The organism is Streptomyces sp. NPDC041200 (genome assembly GCF_055591805.1).
This window is the reverse complement of record NZ_JBVIZF010000012.1, coordinates 130,824-147,841: the sequence shown is the minus strand read 5'-3', so window position 1 is coordinate 147,841 and position 17,018 is coordinate 130,824. Positions and strand designations below refer to the sequence as shown.

18 protein-coding genes and 1 tRNA gene are annotated in these 17,018 nt (G+C 70.4%); 7 read left to right on the top strand and 12 right to left on the bottom strand.

All coding sequences use genetic code 11. From position 1 onward, the window contains the following. Positions 1-38: 38 nt before the first annotated feature. Positions 39-1,376 (bottom strand): DUF445 domain-containing protein, encoded by a 1,338-nt coding sequence (locus ACZ6CL_RS25390; RefSeq protein WP_468939093.1) that lies wholly within the window; start codon positions 1,374-1,376, stop codon positions 39-41. Between the two features lie 275 nt (positions 1,377-1,651). Here ACZ6CL_RS25390 and ACZ6CL_RS25385 point away from each other — a divergent pair, with 275 nt between their 5' ends. Continuing rightward, positions 1,652-2,959 (top strand): SGNH/GDSL hydrolase family protein, encoded by a 1,308-nt coding sequence (locus tag ACZ6CL_RS25385; RefSeq protein WP_468939091.1) that lies wholly within the window; start codon positions 1,652-1,654, stop codon positions 2,957-2,959. Positions 2,960-2,980: 21 nt separating this feature from the next. Here ACZ6CL_RS25385 and ACZ6CL_RS25380 read toward each other — a convergent pair whose 3' ends face one another. The 4 genes from ACZ6CL_RS25380 to ACZ6CL_RS25365 all read right to left on the bottom strand — a co-directional run bounded on the left by ACZ6CL_RS25380 (position 2,981) and on the right by ACZ6CL_RS25365 (position 6,521). Further along, on the bottom strand, positions 2,981-3,778 hold the full coding sequence (locus tag ACZ6CL_RS25380) for a DUF1707 SHOCT-like domain-containing protein (RefSeq protein ID WP_468939089.1): 798 nt from the start codon (positions 3,776-3,778) through the stop codon (positions 2,981-2,983). Positions 3,779-3,787: 9 nt separating this feature from the next. Beyond that, positions 3,788-4,846 carry an ABC transporter ATP-binding protein gene (locus tag ACZ6CL_RS25375; RefSeq protein ID WP_468939086.1) on the bottom strand — a complete coding sequence of 353 codons (1,059 nt, stop codon included), beginning with the start codon at positions 4,844-4,846 and terminating at the stop codon, positions 3,788-3,790. Positions 4,847-4,858: 12 nt separating this feature from the next. Further along, entirely contained in the window at positions 4,859-5,623 is a 765-nt protein-coding gene (locus ACZ6CL_RS25370) for an ABC transporter permease (RefSeq protein ID WP_468939323.1), read from the bottom strand. A 97-nt stretch (positions 5,624-5,720) separates the two neighbouring features. Beyond that, positions 5,721-6,521 (bottom strand): ABC transporter permease, encoded by an 801-nt coding sequence (locus ACZ6CL_RS25365; protein WP_468939085.1) that lies wholly within the window; start codon positions 6,519-6,521, stop codon positions 5,721-5,723. 280 nt (positions 6,522-6,801) lie between these two features. Here ACZ6CL_RS25365 and ACZ6CL_RS25360 point away from each other — a divergent pair, with 280 nt between their 5' ends. Next, positions 6,802-9,090 carry a transglycosylase domain-containing protein gene (locus ACZ6CL_RS25360; protein ID WP_468939082.1) on the top strand — a complete coding sequence of 763 codons (2,289 nt, stop codon included), beginning with the start codon at positions 6,802-6,804 and terminating at the stop codon, positions 9,088-9,090. A gap of 63 nt (positions 9,091-9,153) precedes the next feature. On the opposite strand, the gene ACZ6CL_RS25355 is transcribed toward ACZ6CL_RS25360, so the two are convergent. Both ACZ6CL_RS25355 and ACZ6CL_RS25350 read right to left on the bottom strand, forming a co-directional pair. Beyond that, complete coding sequence (locus tag ACZ6CL_RS25355; protein ID WP_468939080.1) at positions 9,154-9,501, bottom strand: GroES family chaperonin; 348 nt, start codon at positions 9,499-9,501, stop codon at positions 9,154-9,156. Positions 9,502-9,578: 77 nt separating this feature from the next. Beyond that, the gene (locus tag ACZ6CL_RS25350) at positions 9,579-9,935 is read right to left on the bottom strand and encodes a DUF3618 domain-containing protein (RefSeq protein ID WP_468939077.1); all 357 of its coding nucleotides are present in this window, start codon (positions 9,933-9,935) and stop codon (positions 9,579-9,581) included. Positions 9,936-10,092: 157 nt separating this feature from the next. Here ACZ6CL_RS25350 and bcp point away from each other — a divergent pair, with 157 nt between their 5' ends. The 4 genes from bcp to ACZ6CL_RS25330 all read left to right on the top strand — a co-directional run bounded on the left by bcp (position 10,093) and on the right by ACZ6CL_RS25330 (position 12,267). Further along, entirely contained in the window at positions 10,093-10,560 is a 468-nt protein-coding gene (gene bcp / locus ACZ6CL_RS25345) for a thioredoxin-dependent thiol peroxidase (protein WP_468939074.1), read from the top strand. A gap of 133 nt (positions 10,561-10,693) precedes the next feature. Continuing rightward, positions 10,694-11,320 (top strand): HNH endonuclease, encoded by a 627-nt coding sequence (locus ACZ6CL_RS25340; protein WP_468939071.1) that lies wholly within the window; start codon positions 10,694-10,696, stop codon positions 11,318-11,320. A gap of 68 nt (positions 11,321-11,388) precedes the next feature. Continuing rightward, entirely contained in the window at positions 11,389-12,180 is a 792-nt protein-coding gene (locus ACZ6CL_RS25335; protein ID WP_468939070.1) for an HNH endonuclease signature motif containing protein, read from the top strand. 12 nt (positions 12,181-12,192) lie between these two features. Then, positions 12,193-12,267, top strand: a tRNA-Leu gene (locus ACZ6CL_RS25330). 45 nt (positions 12,268-12,312) lie between these two features. Here the strand turns inward: ACZ6CL_RS25330 and rdgB are convergent. The 4 genes from rdgB to ACZ6CL_RS25310 form a co-directional block, all read right to left on the bottom strand. Then, complete coding sequence (gene rdgB, locus ACZ6CL_RS25325) at positions 12,313-12,954, bottom strand: RdgB/HAM1 family non-canonical purine NTP pyrophosphatase (protein WP_468939068.1); 642 nt, start codon at positions 12,952-12,954, stop codon at positions 12,313-12,315. A gap of 13 nt (positions 12,955-12,967) precedes the next feature. Continuing rightward, positions 12,968-13,372, bottom strand: a complete 405-nt coding sequence (locus ACZ6CL_RS25320; RefSeq protein WP_468939065.1) for a hypothetical protein — start codon at positions 13,370-13,372, stop codon at positions 12,968-12,970. Between the two features lie 64 nt (positions 13,373-13,436). Further along, complete coding sequence (gene rph, locus ACZ6CL_RS25315; RefSeq protein WP_385436977.1) at positions 13,437-14,162, bottom strand: ribonuclease PH; 726 nt, start codon at positions 14,160-14,162, stop codon at positions 13,437-13,439. A 145-nt stretch (positions 14,163-14,307) separates the two neighbouring features. Continuing rightward, complete coding sequence (locus ACZ6CL_RS25310; protein WP_361487530.1) at positions 14,308-14,601, bottom strand: PTS sugar transporter subunit IIB; 294 nt, start codon at positions 14,599-14,601, stop codon at positions 14,308-14,310. A gap of 196 nt (positions 14,602-14,797) precedes the next feature. Between ACZ6CL_RS25310 and ACZ6CL_RS25305 the strand changes: the two genes are divergently transcribed. After that, entirely contained in the window at positions 14,798-16,072 is a 1,275-nt protein-coding gene (locus ACZ6CL_RS25305) for a PTS transporter subunit EIIC (RefSeq protein ID WP_468939062.1), read from the top strand. Between the two features lie 87 nt (positions 16,073-16,159). On the opposite strand, the gene ACZ6CL_RS25300 is transcribed toward ACZ6CL_RS25305, so the two are convergent. Beyond that, positions 16,160-16,912 carry an MBL fold metallo-hydrolase gene (locus tag ACZ6CL_RS25300; RefSeq protein ID WP_468939060.1) on the bottom strand — a complete coding sequence of 251 codons (753 nt, stop codon included), beginning with the start codon at positions 16,910-16,912 and terminating at the stop codon, positions 16,160-16,162. Positions 16,913-17,018 lie beyond the last annotated feature (106 nt).

The window sequence follows — 17,018 nt, the reverse complement described above, 5'->3', positions numbered from 1 at the left end:
CGCGCACCTGCCAGAGACGCGCGCCCCGGGCCTTCCCGCTACCCGCCGCCCAGCGCCCGCGAGACGGTGTAGATGACCAGCCCCGCGAGCGCGCCCACCACCGTGCCGTTGATCCGGATGAACTGCAGATCGCGGCCGATATGAGCCTCGATCTTCCGGGAGGTGTGCTCCGCGTCCCAGCCCGCGACCGTCTCGCTGATCAGCGAGGTGATCTCGTTCCGATAGGTCGTCACCACATAGACGGCCGCGTCCTCCAGCCAGCCGTCGATCTTGCCCCGCATCCGAGCGTCCGTCACCATCCGCGTGCCCAGCGACAGGATCGCCGCGCGGGCCCGGAGCCGCAGCTCGCTGCGCTCGTCCTCGGCCGCCGCGACGATCATCGACCGCACCGAGGCCCAGGTGGAAGCGATCAGGTCCTGCACCTCGCCGCGGCCCAGCACCTCGCCCTTGAGCCGCTCGACCCGGGCGCGGGTCTCGGTGTCCGACTGGAGGTCCCCGGCGAAGTCGGACAGGAAGCGGTCCACGGCGCCGCGCGCCGGATGGTCCGGCATGTCGCGCATCTCCCGGACGAACCGCAGCAGTTCGCGGTAGACCCGCTCGCCGACCTTGCGGTCCACGAACCGCGGCGTCCAGCCGGGCGCGCCGCCGGTCACCGCGCCCATCACCGACTCGTTGTGCTCGACCAGCCAGTCGTGGGCGTGGACGCACACCAGGTCGACGGCCCGTCGGTGGCCGCCGTCCGCGACGATCCGCTCCAGCAGCTTGCCGAGCCCCGGCGCCACCTCCTGGGCGTCCGCGCGCCGTGTGATGGCCTCGCCCACCACCGCCTGCACGTCGGCGTCGCGCAGCACGGTGAGCGCGCCGCGCAGCGCGGTGGCCAACTCGGCCGTCACCCGGTCGGCGTGCTCGGGTTCGGCCAGCCAGGTACCGAGGCGGCTGCCGATGCCGACGGCGCGCAGCCGCAGCCGTACGACATCGCCGGACAGGAAGTTCTCGCCGACGAAGTCGCCCAGGGTCGCCCCGAGCTGGTCCTTCTTCGTCGGGATGATCGCGGTGTGCGGGATGGGCAGCCCCATCGGCCGCCGGAACAGGGCGGTGACGGCGAACCAGTCGGCCAGCGCGCCGACCATGCCCGCCTCGGCGGCCGCGGCCACATACCCGGCCCAGCCCCCGGCGCCGGAGTTCTGCGCCCACTTGGCGAGCACGTACACCAGCGCGACGGCGAGCAGCATGCCCGTGGCGATCGTCTTCATCCGGCGCACACCGCGCCGCCGCTCCTCGTCGAGCGGGGTGTCGGCGAACGCGACGACCCCACCGGCCGCCGCTCTCGCGCCGGGCGGCGTCGGCCCTGTTTCGTCCGTCGTTGTCCGGTTCATACGCTCCACCCGGTCGAGCCGTCCCCTCTGCATTGTCTCGTTCCTGTCTCACTCGCTCTCTGAGTGGAACGAACGGCGAGTTCCCGTCGTCTGTCTGGGGGAGCGACCCCGTCCAACCGGGGGCAGGCCGACAGGCGGACCTCTGTCCGGACATGGGATCATGGAGGACCGACCGGACCGCATCGGCGAAGCACCGTCGCTCGCCGTTCCCGTTCACTTTCGGAGCCTCGGGCTCCGGCTGCCCGAGGAGACCTCCGCCCATGAGTGTGCCCCCTATGCCCAGACGCACGGCCTACGCCGTGTTCGCTGCGCTGGCGGCTGTGGTGGTCCTCGTCTCGACCGCGATATTCGTCGGCGTGGGCGGCCGGGACCGGAATGTGAACGAGTCCGCGCAGGGTACCCGTAACTCCGCGGCCCCGGCCTCGTCGGGGTCCTGGGTGGGCACCTGGTCGGCGTCCGCCGCGGCGGCGGAGCCGAACACGCTCCGCGGCCTCTCCGGCATGTCCCTGCGGAACGTCATCCACACCAGCATCGGCGGCACCGGCGCCCGCATCCAGCTCTCCAACCTGTACAGCGCCCACCCGCTGACGATCACGCATGCCTCGCTGGCGCTGGCGGCCGCCCCCAGCAACCCGACGGCCGCGGCCGACACCATGCGGCGGCTCACCTTCGACAACCGCTCCTGGGTGACCATCCCGCCCGGCCAGGCCACCACCAGCGACCCGGTGCGCATGAACATCCCGGCCGCCGCCGACCTGCTGATCACCACCTACGCCCCGCAGGCGTCGGGCTCGGTGACGTACCATCCGCACGCCCGCCAGACCTCGTACCTGGCGCGCGGCGACCGTACGGAGGACACGGCGGGCGCCGCGTACACCGAACAGACCCCGTTCTGGCGCTATCTGAGCGGCGTGGACGTGTGGTCCAAGGAGTCGCAGGGCGCGGTCGCGGTGCTCGGCGACTCGATCACCGACGGCATCACCTCCACCGCCGGGGCCAACCGCCGGTGGACCGACGTCCTCTCCGAGCGGCTGCGCACCGAGCCGGGGGCACCCCGCCTCGGCGTCCTCAACCAGGGCATCAGCGGCAACCGGGTGCTGAGCGACGGCACCCAGTTCCCGCCGAACAACCCCAGCGGGCTCTCCCGCTTCACCCGTGACGTGCTGGACCGTACGAACGTCAAGGCCGTGATCATCGAGCTGGGCGTCAACGACATCCTGCGGATCCCCCATCAGACCGACCCGAACAAGATCGTGGACGGGCTGCGACGGCTGACCGAGCAGGCGCACGCCCGGGGCCTGCGGGTCATAGGGGCCACCCTGTCGCCGTTCTACGGGCACCGCGGCTACACCCCGCTGCTGGACTCCGTGCGCGAGCGGGTCAACGCCGAGATCCGGTCCGGGAAGGTCTTCGACGAGGTCGTGGACTTCGACAAGGCGCTCCGCGACCCGGCCAGCCCGCTGCGGCTGCGCCCGGCGTACGACTCGGGCGACCATCTGCACCCGAGCGACGAGGGCTACCGGGCGATGGCGCACGCGCTCCCCCTCGACTACCTCCGGGGGAGCGCGGCCGCCGAGCTGTGAGGACCCGGGGGCCAGTACGGCCTAGTGGCCGAGGTCGTGCCTGCGGGCCCGGCGCTCGGCCCGCTGGTCCTCCAGCTCCGCACGGCGCGCACGGCGCTCGGCGCGCAGCTCATCGCGGTGCGCCTCCTTCTCCCGGCGGCGCTCCGCCTTGAGCCGCTTGTGGTCCTCCTTGCGGAGCTTGCGCTCGACGCTGACCCCGCCGAAGATCGCCAGGCCCGTGATGGTCACCCGTGGGCCGGTGGGGTCGCCGTCGGCCGTCCCGCTGTGGTCGAAGCCGCCCATGATGCCGATGCCGCTGACATGCGTCTCCAGGTCCGGCGGCACGATGACCTGCACGCCGCCCATGAACGCGAAGCAGCGGATCACGATCTCGCGGTCCTCGAAGCGGGCCTCGCGCAGATCGATCTCGCCGCCGCCCATGAGGGTGAAGGCGGTGAAATTGCGGGGCGCGGTCCAGGTGCCCTTGCGCCCGAAGCCGCCCATGATCGCGATCGCCATCCGCGACGTCGGGGCGCCGCCGATCCGCCCGGCCCAGCCGTCCCGGCCGGCGGGAGCCGTGGCGTCAGCGGACAGCGGGGCGGGGACGGCCGCCGCACCGGACGCCGGGAGGTCCCGGATCAGCGGCTCCAACTGGGCGTGGGTGCGCGCCTTGTAGGCCGCGTCCAGCCGCTCCTCGAACTCCTCCATGTCCAGGCGGCCTTCGGCGACGGCGTCCCTCAGCACCTCGGCGACGCGCTCGCGCTCGGCGTCGGAGGCACGCATATGGGACCCGCCCGGAAGGTCGGGGGCCGCACCCTGAGGAGATCCCTCAATTGTCATACGGACAGACTAATGCGGACCGACCGACCTGACCGCCCCACGCGCGGCCTCCCCGGCCGGGTCCGTCTCCGCACCCTCGCCGGGGAACAGCATGCGGGCGATGACGTCCTCGATCTCCGGTTCCCGCACCGACAGGTCCACCAGCGGATATCCGTCCGCCACCGCCGCGACCAGGGGTGCCGCGCTGGCGGCGGCCGGGAACGCCAGCCACTGCCGCGGCCCCTCGACCCGCACGGTCCGCGCGCCGGGGACGTCGATCGGCGGCAGCTCCCGCTCCAGGTCCACGACCAGGGTGCGTTCGCTGCCGCCCACCGCGTGCAGTCCGCCCAGCCCGCCGTCGTAGACCAGACGACCGTGGTCGATGACCATCACCCGCTTGCACAACTGTTCGATATCGGTCAGATCATGAGTGGTCAGCAGCACGGTGGTGCCCTGCTCCGCGTTCACCTCGCGCAGGAAGCCCCGCACCTTCGCCTTGCTGATCACGTCAAGCCCGATCGTCGGCTCGTCCAGGTACAGCACCTCGGGGTCGTGCAGCAGGGCGGCCGCGATGTCGCCGCGCATCCGCTGGCCGAGCGAGAGCTGACGGACCGGCACGTCCAGCAGGGCGCCGAGGTCCAGCAGTTCGACGCAGCGGTCGAGGTTCCGCCGGAAGCGGTCGTCGGGAATCCGGTACATCCGCCGCACCAGCGCGTACGAGTCGCGCAGCGGCAGGTCCCACCACAGGGTGGTCCGCTGCCCGAAGACCACCCCGATACGGCGCGCGAGGCGCGTCCGCTCCCGCGAGGGGTCGATCCCGGCGACCCGCAGGCGGCCGCCGCTGGGCACCAGGATCCCGGTCAGCATCTTGATCGTGGTGGACTTCCCGGCGCCGTTCGGGCCGATGTAGCCGACCATCTCGCCGCGCGGCACCCGGAAGCTGATGCCGTCCACCGCGCGCACCTCGCGCCGCTCCCGGCGCAGCAGCCCGGCCCGGCGCCGCACCTCGAACACCTTCTCGATGCCGTCGAGTTCGATGAAGTCGTCTTCGCCGAAGCCCTCTTCACCGAAGCCATCCGTCCCGCTCATGGCGCTCCCCTCTCAGCTCCCCGTGCTCTGATACGCCCGCAGCCCCGCCCGCCAGGCCAGCCCCGCGATCGCCGCGCAGCCGCACGCGACCAGCGGCGCGGCGAAGCCGATCCAGCCCGGCAGCCCCAGCGGGTTCGGGCGGCCCAGGACGTACAGCGCGGGCAGCCAGTTGACGAAGGCCAGCGGGAGGACGAACGTGACCCCGCGCAGCAGCTCCTCGGCGAAGACCGTCGGCGGGTACTGGAGCATCGTCGTCCCGCCGTACGTGAACGAGTTCTGCACCTCGGAGGCGTCCTTGGCCCAGAACTGGAAGGCGCCGCCCAGCACGAACACCGCCCCGAAGATCACCGCCCCGCTCAGCAGCATCAGCGGCACCAGCAGCACCCGGTCGGCCGTCCAGCCGATGTCCAGCCGGGTCAGCGACCAGCCGAGCAACAGCCCGCCCTGGGTGATCCGGCCCAGGCGGCGGAGCGCGAAGCGGTCGGCGGCGACCTGGGCGAGGATCGGCACCGGCCGCACCAGCAGGGTGTCCAGCGTGCCGTCGCGGACGCGGCGCCCGACCCGCTCCATGCTGCCGAGCACCAGGTCGGCCAGCCCGAAGGCGGTACTGGACGTGCCGTACAGGAAGGCGACCTCGGCGAGGGTGAAGCCGCCGAGGGTGTCGACGTGCGAGAACATCAGCGCGATCGCGGCGAAGTCCAGCGCGCTCACGGCGAAGTTCCCGAACGTCATGATCAGGAACGAGGTGCGGTACGTCATCGTGGACCGCACCCACATGCCGACGATCAGCACATAGGCACGCAGCCCGTCGTACGCCCGGGACCGGGGCAGGGCCCGGGACCGGGGCAGGGGCTCGGTCACCCTGGCCGACGGCTCAGCCACCCTGGACCACCACCTTCCGGGTCGCGACCGACTGGAGCGCCCGCCCGGCCGCGAACAGCACCACCGCCCACCCCGCCTGGAAGGCCAGCGCCCCCGCCACCGCGGCCCCCCGGTGATGCCCCAGGAAGACATCCGCGGGCACCTGGAGCATCGCCGCCCACGGCAGCGACCCGGCGATCTCGCCGAGCCGCCCCGGGAACACGTTCAGCGGCAGCACCATCCCGGAGAAGAACATGGACAGCAGCCCGCTCATCAGACTCAGCCCCGACCCGTCCAGCAGCCAGAACGCGGCCAGCGCGACCAGGTAGCGCACCGCGAACCCCACACACACCGCGAGCCCCACCGACAGCAGGAACCACAGCCACGTCAACGGGGAGCCGGGCAGGGTGAGTTCGAACGCCAGCGCGCCGCACACCATGGGCAGGATGCCGCGCCCCAGCAGCTGGAAGGCGGCCCGGCCGAGGTCCGAGGCCAGCCACCACAGCTGGAGGTCGGCCGGGCGGTAGAGGTCGACGGCGATGTCGCCGGAGCGGATCCGCTCCTGCAGCTCGTCCTGGAATCCGCCGCCGAACAGCGCGACGGTCGCCAGCAGCGCCTGGCCGAGCCAGACGAAGGTGAGGGCCTGGGAGAGGTCGTACCCGCCGAGACGCGGCCGTTCGTCCCACAGCGCGGCATACGTGTACGCGACGATGAAGCCGAAAACGGTGTTGGTGAACACCCCGGCCACGGTGGCCACCCGGTACGTCGCGTAGCGTTTGAAAGCACTCACCGCGACGGCCGCGTAGAGCCGCATCAGCCTGTCTCCCCCTCCCCCGTCCGCACCGCGCCCAAAGGCACCAAAGCGTGGAAGCCTAGTCCGCGGGCAGGTGATACAGCCAGGCATTTTTCACTGGATGGTGTGAGGGGAATCACCCGTTCGGCCGGTCACAGACCAGTCACGGGTGCGTGCCACGTCCCTGGCCCGGAACGGATGATGCGACAGTGTTTTATGGGGCGTACGACGCGAATCGCCCGACCATGCAAGATTCCGCCGCGGCGCAACCCTCGACGGCGGCCGAGGAGTCTCAGGAGACATGAGCGACGAGCCCCAACTGATCGACGGCGGCGCGGCCGGCGTGGATGACCCGAGCAGCCGCGACGGCTCCGGCAAGGGCGGCACCGCGGGCAGAAAGGGCCGCCCCCACCGCACCGGCTGGCGCCGGCTGCTCCCCACCTGGCGGATGGTGCTCGGCGGCTCGCTGCTGTTCCTCGTCCTCGTCGCGGGCGCCCTGGTGAGCGGCTATCTGCTCGTCGACATCCCGGCGGCCAACAAGGCGGCCATCGCCCAGAGCAATGTCTTCCTGTACTCCGACGGCTCCCCGCTCGCCCGCGAGGGCAAGGTCAACCGGGAGAACGTGCAGCTCAGCCAGGTGCCCAAGCGGACCCAGCACGCGGTGCTGGCCGCCGAGGACCGGGACTTCTACAGCGAGTCGGCGATCAACCCCGAGGCGATGGTCCGCGCCGCCTGGAACACCGCCACCGGCAAGGGCAAGCAGTCCGGCTCGACGATCACCCAGCAGTACGTGAAGAACTACTACCTGGACCAGGAACAGACGGTCACCCGCAAGGGCAAGGAGTTCTTCATCGCGATCAAGCTGGATCGCGAGGTGAGCAAGGACAAGATCCTTGAGGGTTACCTCAACACCAGCTACTTCGGCCGCAACGCCTACGGCATCCAGGCCGCCGCCCAGGCCTACTACGGCAAGAGCATCGACAAGCTGGACACCGCCGAGAGCGCCTATCTGGCCACCCTGCTCAACGCCCCCAGCGCGTACGACATCATCGCCCACCCGCAGAACAAGCCCCGGGCGGTGGCCCGCTGGAACTACGTCCTCGACGGCATGGTCAAGAAGCACTGGCTCAGCCGCGCCGAGCGCAGCAAGATGACCTTCCCGGCCCCCACCGAGGCCAGGGCCCCCTCCGGCATGTCCGGCCAGCGCGGCTACCTCGTCGAAGCGGTCGAGGACTACCTGACCAGCAACGGCATCATCGACGAGCAGACCCTGGCCCGGGGCGGCTACCGGATCACCACCACGATCGACAAGGGCAAGCAGGACGCCTTCACCAAGGCCGTCCGCAACCGGCTGATGGACAAGCTCAGTGACGACCGCAAGGTCGACCAGTACGTCCGGGCGGGCGGCGCCTCGATCGACCCCAAGACGGGGAAGGTGGTCGCCCTCTACGGCGGGATCGACTACACCCAGCAGTTCGTCAACAACGCGACGCGCCGTGACTACCAAGTGGGATCCACTTTCAAGCCATTCGTCTTCACCTCGGCGGTGGCCAATGGGTCCACCACCCAGGACGGCCAGACGATCACCCCGGACACCCTCTACAACGGCGACAACAAGCGCGAAGTGATCGGACCGGACGGCCCCACCGGCTACGCGCCCGCCAACGAGGACGACGTCGACTACGGCGACATCGACGTCACCACGGCCACCGACAAGTCGGTGAACTCGGTGTACGCGCAGATGGCCGAGGACGTCGGCCCCGCCAAGGTCAGGCGGACCGCGCTCGACCTCGGCATCCCCAAGGCCACCCCCGACCTGCACGCCTCCCCCTCCATCGCGCTCGGCCCCGCCACCGCCAGCGTGCTCGACATGACCGAGGCGTACGCGACGCTCGCCAACCACGGCAAGCACGGGCAGTACAGCCTGGTCGCCCAGATGACCAAGGACGGGGCCCAGGTCAAGCTGCCCGACCGGGAGCAGCGGCAGGCCATCCCCCGGACCGCCGCGGACACCACCACCTCGATACTGCAGAGCGTCGTCGAGGGCGGCACCGGCACCGCGGCGCAGGGCGCCGAGCGCCCGGCCGCGGGCAAGACCGGCACCGCCGAGGAGGACAAGGCGGCCTGGTTCGCGGGCTACACCCCGGACCTGGCGACCGTCGTGGCCGTCATGGGCCAGGACTCGAACACCGGCGTCCAGAAGCCGCTGTACGGGGCCACCGGACTGGACCGGATCAACGGTGGCGGCTACCCCGCCGAGATCTGGGCCGACTACGTCTCCGGGGCGCTGGACGGGAAGCCCCCGGCCGAGTTCGACCTGAAGCTGGAGGACGGCATCGGCACGCCCGAGCTGCCGCCCGCCTCCAGCCAGGCTCCGCCCTCCGCCCCGACGGTCCCCACCACACCGCCCAGCACGGCGCCCACGGCCCCGACCCAGCCGCCGACGTTCCCGACCAGCCCGCCGACCCAGCCCACGGCCGAGCCTCCGCAGACCCCGCCCACGGACTTCCCGACCGGCCCGCCGACCGACGGCGGCCCCGGCGGGCCCGGTGACCCGGGCGGGGACATAGGAGGCCCGGACGGCGGCTGAGCCCCGGCACACGAAGAGGGTGGTGACGGAATCGTCACCACCCTCTTTTACGTCTGGTCGCCTCTACAGGTACAGCCCCGTGGAGTCCTCCGCGCCCTCCAGCCGCTCGGCGGCGACGGCGTGCAGATCGCGCTCGCGCATCAGCAGATAGGCGACCCCGCGGACCTCCACCTCGGCCCGGTCCTCCGGGTCGTAGAGCACCCGGTCGCCCGGCTCCACGGTCCGCACGCTCTGCCCGACGGCGACCACCTCGGCCCAGGCCAGCCGCTTGCCGACCGCCGCGGTCGCGGGGATGACGATACCGCCGGTGGACCGGCGCTCACCCTCCGGAATGTCGGTACGGACCAGCACACGGTCGTGCAGCATCCGGATGGGCAGCTTGTCATGGGACGTGTTCGCACTCACGGTCATGACCGTACCCGCCCGAACGGCGTAGCGGTGCCACAGGCCGCCAGGAAGCCCCTAGACCCCCGGTCCCCTACCTACGGCTACCTACGGCGCTTGCATCCCTTACGACCGCCACTCCTGCCGCCACCCCGTGTCGACGACACGGCCAGCAGCCCGACCAGCCCCACCACGACGAGCGCGACCGGCACGATCCGCTCCAACCGCGGCGCCCCGTCCTCGGTGACCAGCTGGCCGCGCACATTGGTGACCACCCGGTTCGCGGACACATACGCCCGCCCCGCCGTCCGGTCCACCGCCGACGCCGCCTTCGCCTTGGCATCGCCCATGATCGTCTTCGGATGCACCCGCACCCCGATCTCGTCGAGCGTCACGGCGAGCTCCTGCCGCCTCCGGGCGATGTCCGCCTCGATCTGCGCAGGATTCCTGGCATCCGACACCGCGCTGCCTCCGTCGTCGTCCCGATGATTCCTGGTGAACAGTCTGTCAGCTTCCCCCCTCCCCCGCCCCACGGCACCCCCGGCAACGATGCTGGCTAATGTCGTCACGTAACGCCTGCCGTTACGGAACACCCGACGCCACGAGGAGCACCCGACCATGAGCGAGCGACTGCAGCCCGGCGACACCGCCCCCGCCTTCACCCTCCCCGACGCGGACGGCAAGCAGGTCTCCCTCGCCGACCACGCGGGCCGCAAGGTCATCGTCTACTTCTACCCCGCCGCCCTCACCCCCGGCTGCACCAAGCAGGCCTGCGACTTCACCGACCAGCTCGAATTCCTCACCGGCCACGGCTACGACGTCATCGGCGTCTCCCCCGACAAGCCGGAGAAGCTCGCCAAGTTCCGCGACCAGGAATCCCTCAAGATCACCCTGCTCGCCGACCCCTCCAAGGAGACCCTGGAGGCCTACGGCGCCTTCGGCGAGAAGAAGCTCTACGGCAAGACGGTCACCGGAGTCATCCGCTCCACCGTCATCATCGACGAACAGGGCAAGGTCGAACGCGCCCTCTACAACGTCAAGGCCACCGGCCACGTAGCCAAAATCATCAAAGACCTGGGCCTCTGACCCTCGCCCCTCCCCCGCGAGGTCCCGCACCGCTGGGTGCGGGACCTTTCGCATGGTTGTGCGTAACCGCCGGGCGGGTGGTTCGTTACTCAGTGCGATGGTGCGACATGTGGTCGCAGGGGGAGGGAGCGGAATGCCCGCCAGATACACCTACGAACGGCTCGCCGAATCCGCGCACACCGCGAAGACCATTGACGAGGCAATACGGCAGTGCGGTGGCGAACCGACCACCGGGAGCAGGAGCTACCTCCGCCGAAAGTTCGCCGAAGCAGGTATCGACGCCTCACACCTGCGTACGCCACGAGAACGCCACAGCGAGGCGACACTTCGCGAGGTCGTGGCATGTTCGACCAGCGTGGCCGAGGTCGTTCGTCGTCTGGGGATCAGCCCCGTGGGTGGCAATCAGGCCCATATCGGCCGACGCATCACCCGGCTCGGCATCGACACGTCGCACTTCTCGGCCCGAGCGCCTCAGCGCCCCAGGAAACCGGCCGGTGATCGCCTGATTCTGGGGTCACCTTCGGACGGCAGAACCCCTGGAGAACGGCTACGGAAGGAACTCGTCCGACGTGGCGTTCCGGAGGTGTGCGCGACGTGCGGGACGGGTCAGGAGTGGAACGGGAAGCCGCTGCGCCATGAAGTCGACCACATCAACGGCGACTGGTGGGACAACCGGCCTGGCAATCTGCGGCTGCTGTGCCCCAACTGCCATGCGGTGACCGACACATACCGTGGCCGGAAGCGACGTGTGGCCCGGTGAGCGATCGGTACAGATACCCCCGCGAACCGCTGACCCGAGTCGCGGCCGCCTCCACAAGCCTCGTCGACATGATGCGGCGGCTCGCCATGCCCCTCGGAAGCGGCCCGCGCAGATATCTGCGCACCCGGCTGCGGCACTACGGCATCGACACGTCCCACTTCGTCGAGGAGCCACTTCCCACGCGTAAGCCTGTCGTGTACACGAGGGAGCTTCTGGAAGAGGCCGCCACCCGGTCACAAGGTATTCGGGAGATGCTCGACTACCTGGGTGTCCCCCCGTACGACAGCGCCTACGCCCATCTCCGGAAGAAGCTGGCGCAGTTCGGCATCGACACTTCGCACTTCACCCGCCGTCACGGCCAAGCGCCCATTCCTCGCGATGATCTACTCAAGGCTGTGGCCGAGTCGTACAGCCTGGCGGGCGTGCTGCGCGCACTGGGCCGCCCCAACGGAGGGGCGGGCCGCGCCTTCGTCCGGCGCAGCATCCATGAGCACGGCATCTCCACGGCCCACTTCGTCGGGCAAGGGCATCAGCGCGGAAAACGGTCGCCCCACCGCAAGTCCGCCGCTGACATCCTTCAGCGAGGTGAGCCCGGCTCTCCCCGGCTGAAGACCGCGTTTCTCCGGCGCGCGCTCGACGAGACCGGGGTACCCCGGATCTGTGCCGCCTGTGGCATCGGTGACGTGTGGCAGGGCCGACGGCTCGTCCTGGAGATCGACCACATCAATGGCGACCGGCTGGACAATCGGATCGAGAATCTGCGGTATCTCTGTCCTTCCTGCCACAGTCAGACCGAAACGTTCTCGGTCCGGGGCCGACGGCCGCCCGCCACTTGGCGTCAGGGAGCCGACACGCAGTAAAGTTGCCCTCGCGGGCCCGTATCCCAGCTGGCAAGAGGATGCCGGTTTAGATCCGGTACGTCGTGGGTTCGAGTCCCACCGGGCCCATCGCGGAAGGCGCGGCACCAGTCCGGTGCCGCGCCTTCGTGTCGCTCAGCCCAACAGCTCCCGGACCACCGGCGCCATCGCGCGGAACGCCTGGCCTCGGTGGCTGATGGCGTTCTTCTCTTCGGGGGTGAGTTCGGCGCAGGTGCGGGTGTCGCCGTGGGGCTGGAGGATCGGGTCGTAGCCGAAGCCGCCGCCGCCCGTGGGTTCGTGGCGGAGGGTGCCGGTGAGGCGGCCGGAGACGACGCGTTCGGTGCCGTCGGGGAGGGCGAGGGCCGCGGCGCATTCGAAGTGGGCCGTGCGGTGCTCGTCGGGAACGTCGCGGAGCTGGCCGAGCAGCAGGTCGAGGTTGGCGCGGTCGTCGCCGTGGCTGCCGGACCAGCGGGCGGAGAAGATGCCGGGGGCGCCGCCCAGGACGTCGACGCACAGGCCCGAGTCGTCGGCGATGGCCGGGTGGCCGGTGGCCCGGGCCAGGGCGTGGGCCTTGAGGAGGGCGTTCTCGGCGAAGGTGACGCCGGTCTCCTTGACGTCCGGGACCTCCGGATAGGAGTCGGCGCCGACGAGTTCGACGTCGAGCCCGGCATCGCCCAGGATCGAGCGCAGCTCGGTGATCTTGTACGCGTTGCGGGTGGCCAGGATGAGGCGGCGGGGGTGTGCGCTGTCCGCCCCTGCGGAGTGCTGTTGCTGCATGGCTGCGATTACATCAGGGCGTGCAGACTTTGGTCAGTTCGCCGGTGGCGTCCTTGACCGGGGTCAGGTCGGGGCGGTCGCCGCTGTCGACGGAGGTCTGGACGTTGTCCAGGGCCTTTCGGAGGTGGTCGAGGGCCTTGCCGACGTCCGTGTCGTCGGTGCGGTCGCCGACCTTGTCGATGTCCTTGTCGAGGGCGTCGAGGACCTTGTCGGCCTCGGTGGGGTCGAGGGCGGCGCCGGTGACGGCGTCCTGGAGGTTGTCCACGTCGTTGGATATCTCGACCGCGAGACGGCCGCAGTCGAGGGCCTTGTCCACGGCGTCGCAGCCGGTGGTGAGCGGCACCAGGATGGCGGCTGCGGCGAGCGCGCCGACGGCGGTGAAACGGCGGCGGTGGCGGTGGGCCTGGCGCGACGTCATGGACGGTCCCTCCCCTGGGATCAGACGCGGGCGCGCGCGGGTATCGCACGCGCCCGTCATCTGACTAAACGCCAAGCGCCGCCCGCTGGTTGCCCGCCAGGTCGACACAGCCGCCGACGGCGAGGTCGAGCAGGCTGTTCAGCTCCTCGCGGGCGAAGGGCTCGCCCTCCGCGGTGCCCTGGACCTCGACGAAGCGGCCGTCGCCGGTGCAGACGACGTTCATGTCGGTTTCGGCGCGTACGTCTTCCTCGTAGCACAGGTCGAGCAGCGGAACCCCGCCGACGATGCCGACGCTGACCGCCGAGACGGTGCCGGTGAGCGGCTGGCGCCCGGCCTTGATCAGCTTCTTGCCCTGGGCCCAGGTGATGGCGTCGGCGAGTGCCACGTAGGCGCCGGTGATGGCGGCGGTGCGGGTGCCGCCGTCGGCCTGGAGGACGTCGCAGTCGAGGACGACGGTGTTCTCGCCGAGGGCCTTGTAGTCGATGACGGCGCGCAGCGAGCGGCCGATGAGGCGGGAGATCTCGTGGGTGCGGCCGCCGATCTTGCCGCGGACGGATTCGCGGTCGCCGCGGCTGTTGGTGGCGCGCGGCAGCATCGCGTACTCGGCGGTGACCCAGCCCTCGCCGCTGCCCTTGCGCCAGCGCGGGACACCCTCGGTGACGCTCGCGGTGCACAGGACGCGGGTGTCACCGAAGGAGACGAGGACGGAGCCCTCGGCGTGCTTGCTCCATCCGCGTTCGATGGTCACGGGGCGGAGCTGGTCGGGCGTACGGCCGTCGATACGAGACATGGGATGAGCCTATCGGCAACACCGACGGCCCCGGTCCGGGGCGACCGACGGCCCCGGTCCGGCGCGGAGGAGCGGGGCCGGGCGGCACCAGGCCGGGGCGTCCACAGACCGGCGCGCGTCCGCGCGCTCACGCGGGCGCGCGTGCTTACATCAGGTCTTCGATCTCGGCGGCGATGGGGTCGGCGTCGGTGCCGATGACGACCTGGATCGCGCTGCCCATCTTCACCACGCCATGGGCGCCGGTGGCCTTCAGGGCGGCCTCGTCGACCAGGGAGGGGTCCTTGACCTCGGTGCGGAGACGGGTGATGCAGCCCTCGACCTCGACGATGTTGTCGATGCCGCCGAGCCCCGCGACGATCTTCTCAGCCTTACTGGCCATGTCCACTCCCTGTTGTCCTGAGCTGTCCTGTGTTGTCCTGTTGTCTCGGCCCTTCCGGATACCGGGTGAACGCCATCCCTACGGTAACCACGCGGGCCCGGCAGCGCAGGATCGTCAGTGGTTCAGACCACACCGGAATGAAAGATTCCTTTATCCGATCCTCACGTGCTACAACAGGTCTACACCACATGTGGTGTAGACCATATCGCGGGCCGTCCCCAGTATCCCGAGCGCCCGCCTCACCAGGAGGAATCCGATGAGTACGGCCACCGCCTCGGCGGCGCCCGCCCAGAAGCGGGGCGCCGGTCTGATCAAGGGTATGCAGAAGATCGGACGCAGTCTCCAGCTGCCCGTCGCCGCCCTGCCCGCAGCGGGCATCCTGAGCCGACTGGGACAGGACGACGTCTTCGGCAAGGCGGGGCTCGGCTGGAACAAACTCGCGGAGATCTTCGCCCACGCGGGCGGCGCGCTCTTCGACAACCTCGCCCTGCTGTTCTGCCTCGGCGTCGCCATCGGCTTCGCGAAGAAGTCGGACGGCACGACGGCGTTCGCGGCCCTGGTCGGGTTCCTCGTCTACAAGAACGTCCTGACCGGCTTCGTCAGCGATGTCACCGGCAAGCCGCAGGACCCGGGCGTGCTGGGCGGCATCGTGGTCGGCATCACCGCCGCCGTGCTGTGGGAGAAGTACCACCGCACCCGGCTGCCGGACTGGCTGGGCTTCTTCAGCGGCCGCCGCTTCATCCCGATCCTGATGTCCTTCGCGGGCGTGCTGTACGGCGTCCTCTTCGGCTACCTGTGGGGGCCGATCGGCGACGGGCTCAACAGCTTCTCCGAGTGGCTCTCGTCCAATGGCGCGGCCGGTGCCGGAATCTTCGGCCTGGTCAACCGGCTGCTGATCCCCGTCGGCATGCACATGCTGCTGAACTCGTTCGCCTGGTTCCAGTTCGGTGACTTCTCCTCCGGCGGCCAGACCTGGCACGGCGACATCGCGCGCTACTTCCACGACGACCCGTCGGCCGGAATGTTCATGACCGGCTTCTTCCCGATCATGATGTTCGCCCTCCCCGCGGCCGGTCTCGCGATCGCGCACTGCGCGCGTCCGGAGCGCCGCAAGGCCGTGATGGGCATGATGATCTCGGTCTCGCTGACCGCGTTCGTGACCGGTGTGACGGAGCCGATCGAGTTCTCGTTCATGTTCATCGCGCCGGTGCTGTACGGGATCCACGCCGTGCTGACGGGCGTGTCCATGGCGCTGACCTGGGCGCTCGGCATACGCAGCGGCTTCACGTTCTCGGGCGGGCTGTTCGACTACCTGCTGGGGTGGTCGCACAGCGAGCAGGCCTGGATGATCATCCCGATCGGGCTGGCCTTCGCGGTCCTGTACTACGTGGTGTTCCGCTTCGTGATCACGAAGTTCAACATCCCGACCCCGGGCCGCGAACCGGAGGACTCCCTCGACGACGCGGCCGCGGCGGACGCGGCGAAGGGCACCGCCAAGGGTGCCGCGAAGGGCGCCGCCGCGAAGGGGTAGCCGGGCATAGCGACGGGACGGGCCGGATCCGCTGAGGCGGATCCGGCCCGTCCCGTCGTATCAGGACCCCAAAAAGCCGCAGAAAGCTCAGACCTCGTAGACGGCGCCCGCGCGCGCCAGGGTCACCGGGCCGTCGAAGACGGCCTCGGCGTCGCGCTGGTTGAGGTGCGGGTCGGTCCACGGCGGGATGTGGGTGAGGACCAGGGCGGCGGCGCCCGCGTGCCGGGCGTGCTCACCGGCCTGGCGGCCGTTGAGGTGCAGCTCGGGGATGTCTTCCTTGCCGTGGGTGAAGGCCGCCTCGCAGAGGAAGAGGTCGGCGCCCCGGGCGAGGTCGGCCAGGGCGTCGCAGGGGCCGGTGTCACCGGAGTAGACCAGGGTGCGGCCGCCGTGCTCGATGCGGAAGCCGAACGCCTCCACGGGGTGGCAGACCCGGGCGGTACGGATCGTGAAGGGGCCCAGTTCGAAGGTGCCCGGGGTCAGCGTGCGGAAGTCGAAGACCTCCTGCATCGACTTCTCGTCGGGCACGTCGTCGTACGCCTGGACCAGGCGGCGTTCGGTGTCCTCGGGCCCGTAGACCGGGATCGCCTCGGCGCGGCCTCCGTCGTGCCGGTAGTAGCGCGCGACGAAGTAGGCGCACATGTCGATGCAGTGGTCGGGGTGGAGGTGGGAGAGGATCACGGCGTCGAGGTCGTAGAGACCGCAGTGGCGCTGCAGCTCGCCCAGGGCGCCATTGCCCATGTCGAGGAGCAGCCGGAAGCCGTCGGCCTCTACGAGGTAGCTCGAACAGGCCGATTCCGCGGACGGGAACGACCCCGAGCATCCGACGACGGTGAGCTTCATGGAGCAGGAACCTCCTTGAGGGGTCCCCCCATGCCGAGGGCCATGGGCGAGGCGGCGGGTGCGGGGTCATACGGGGTGCCCACGAGCGTAAGGCGCTAAAGCCCTG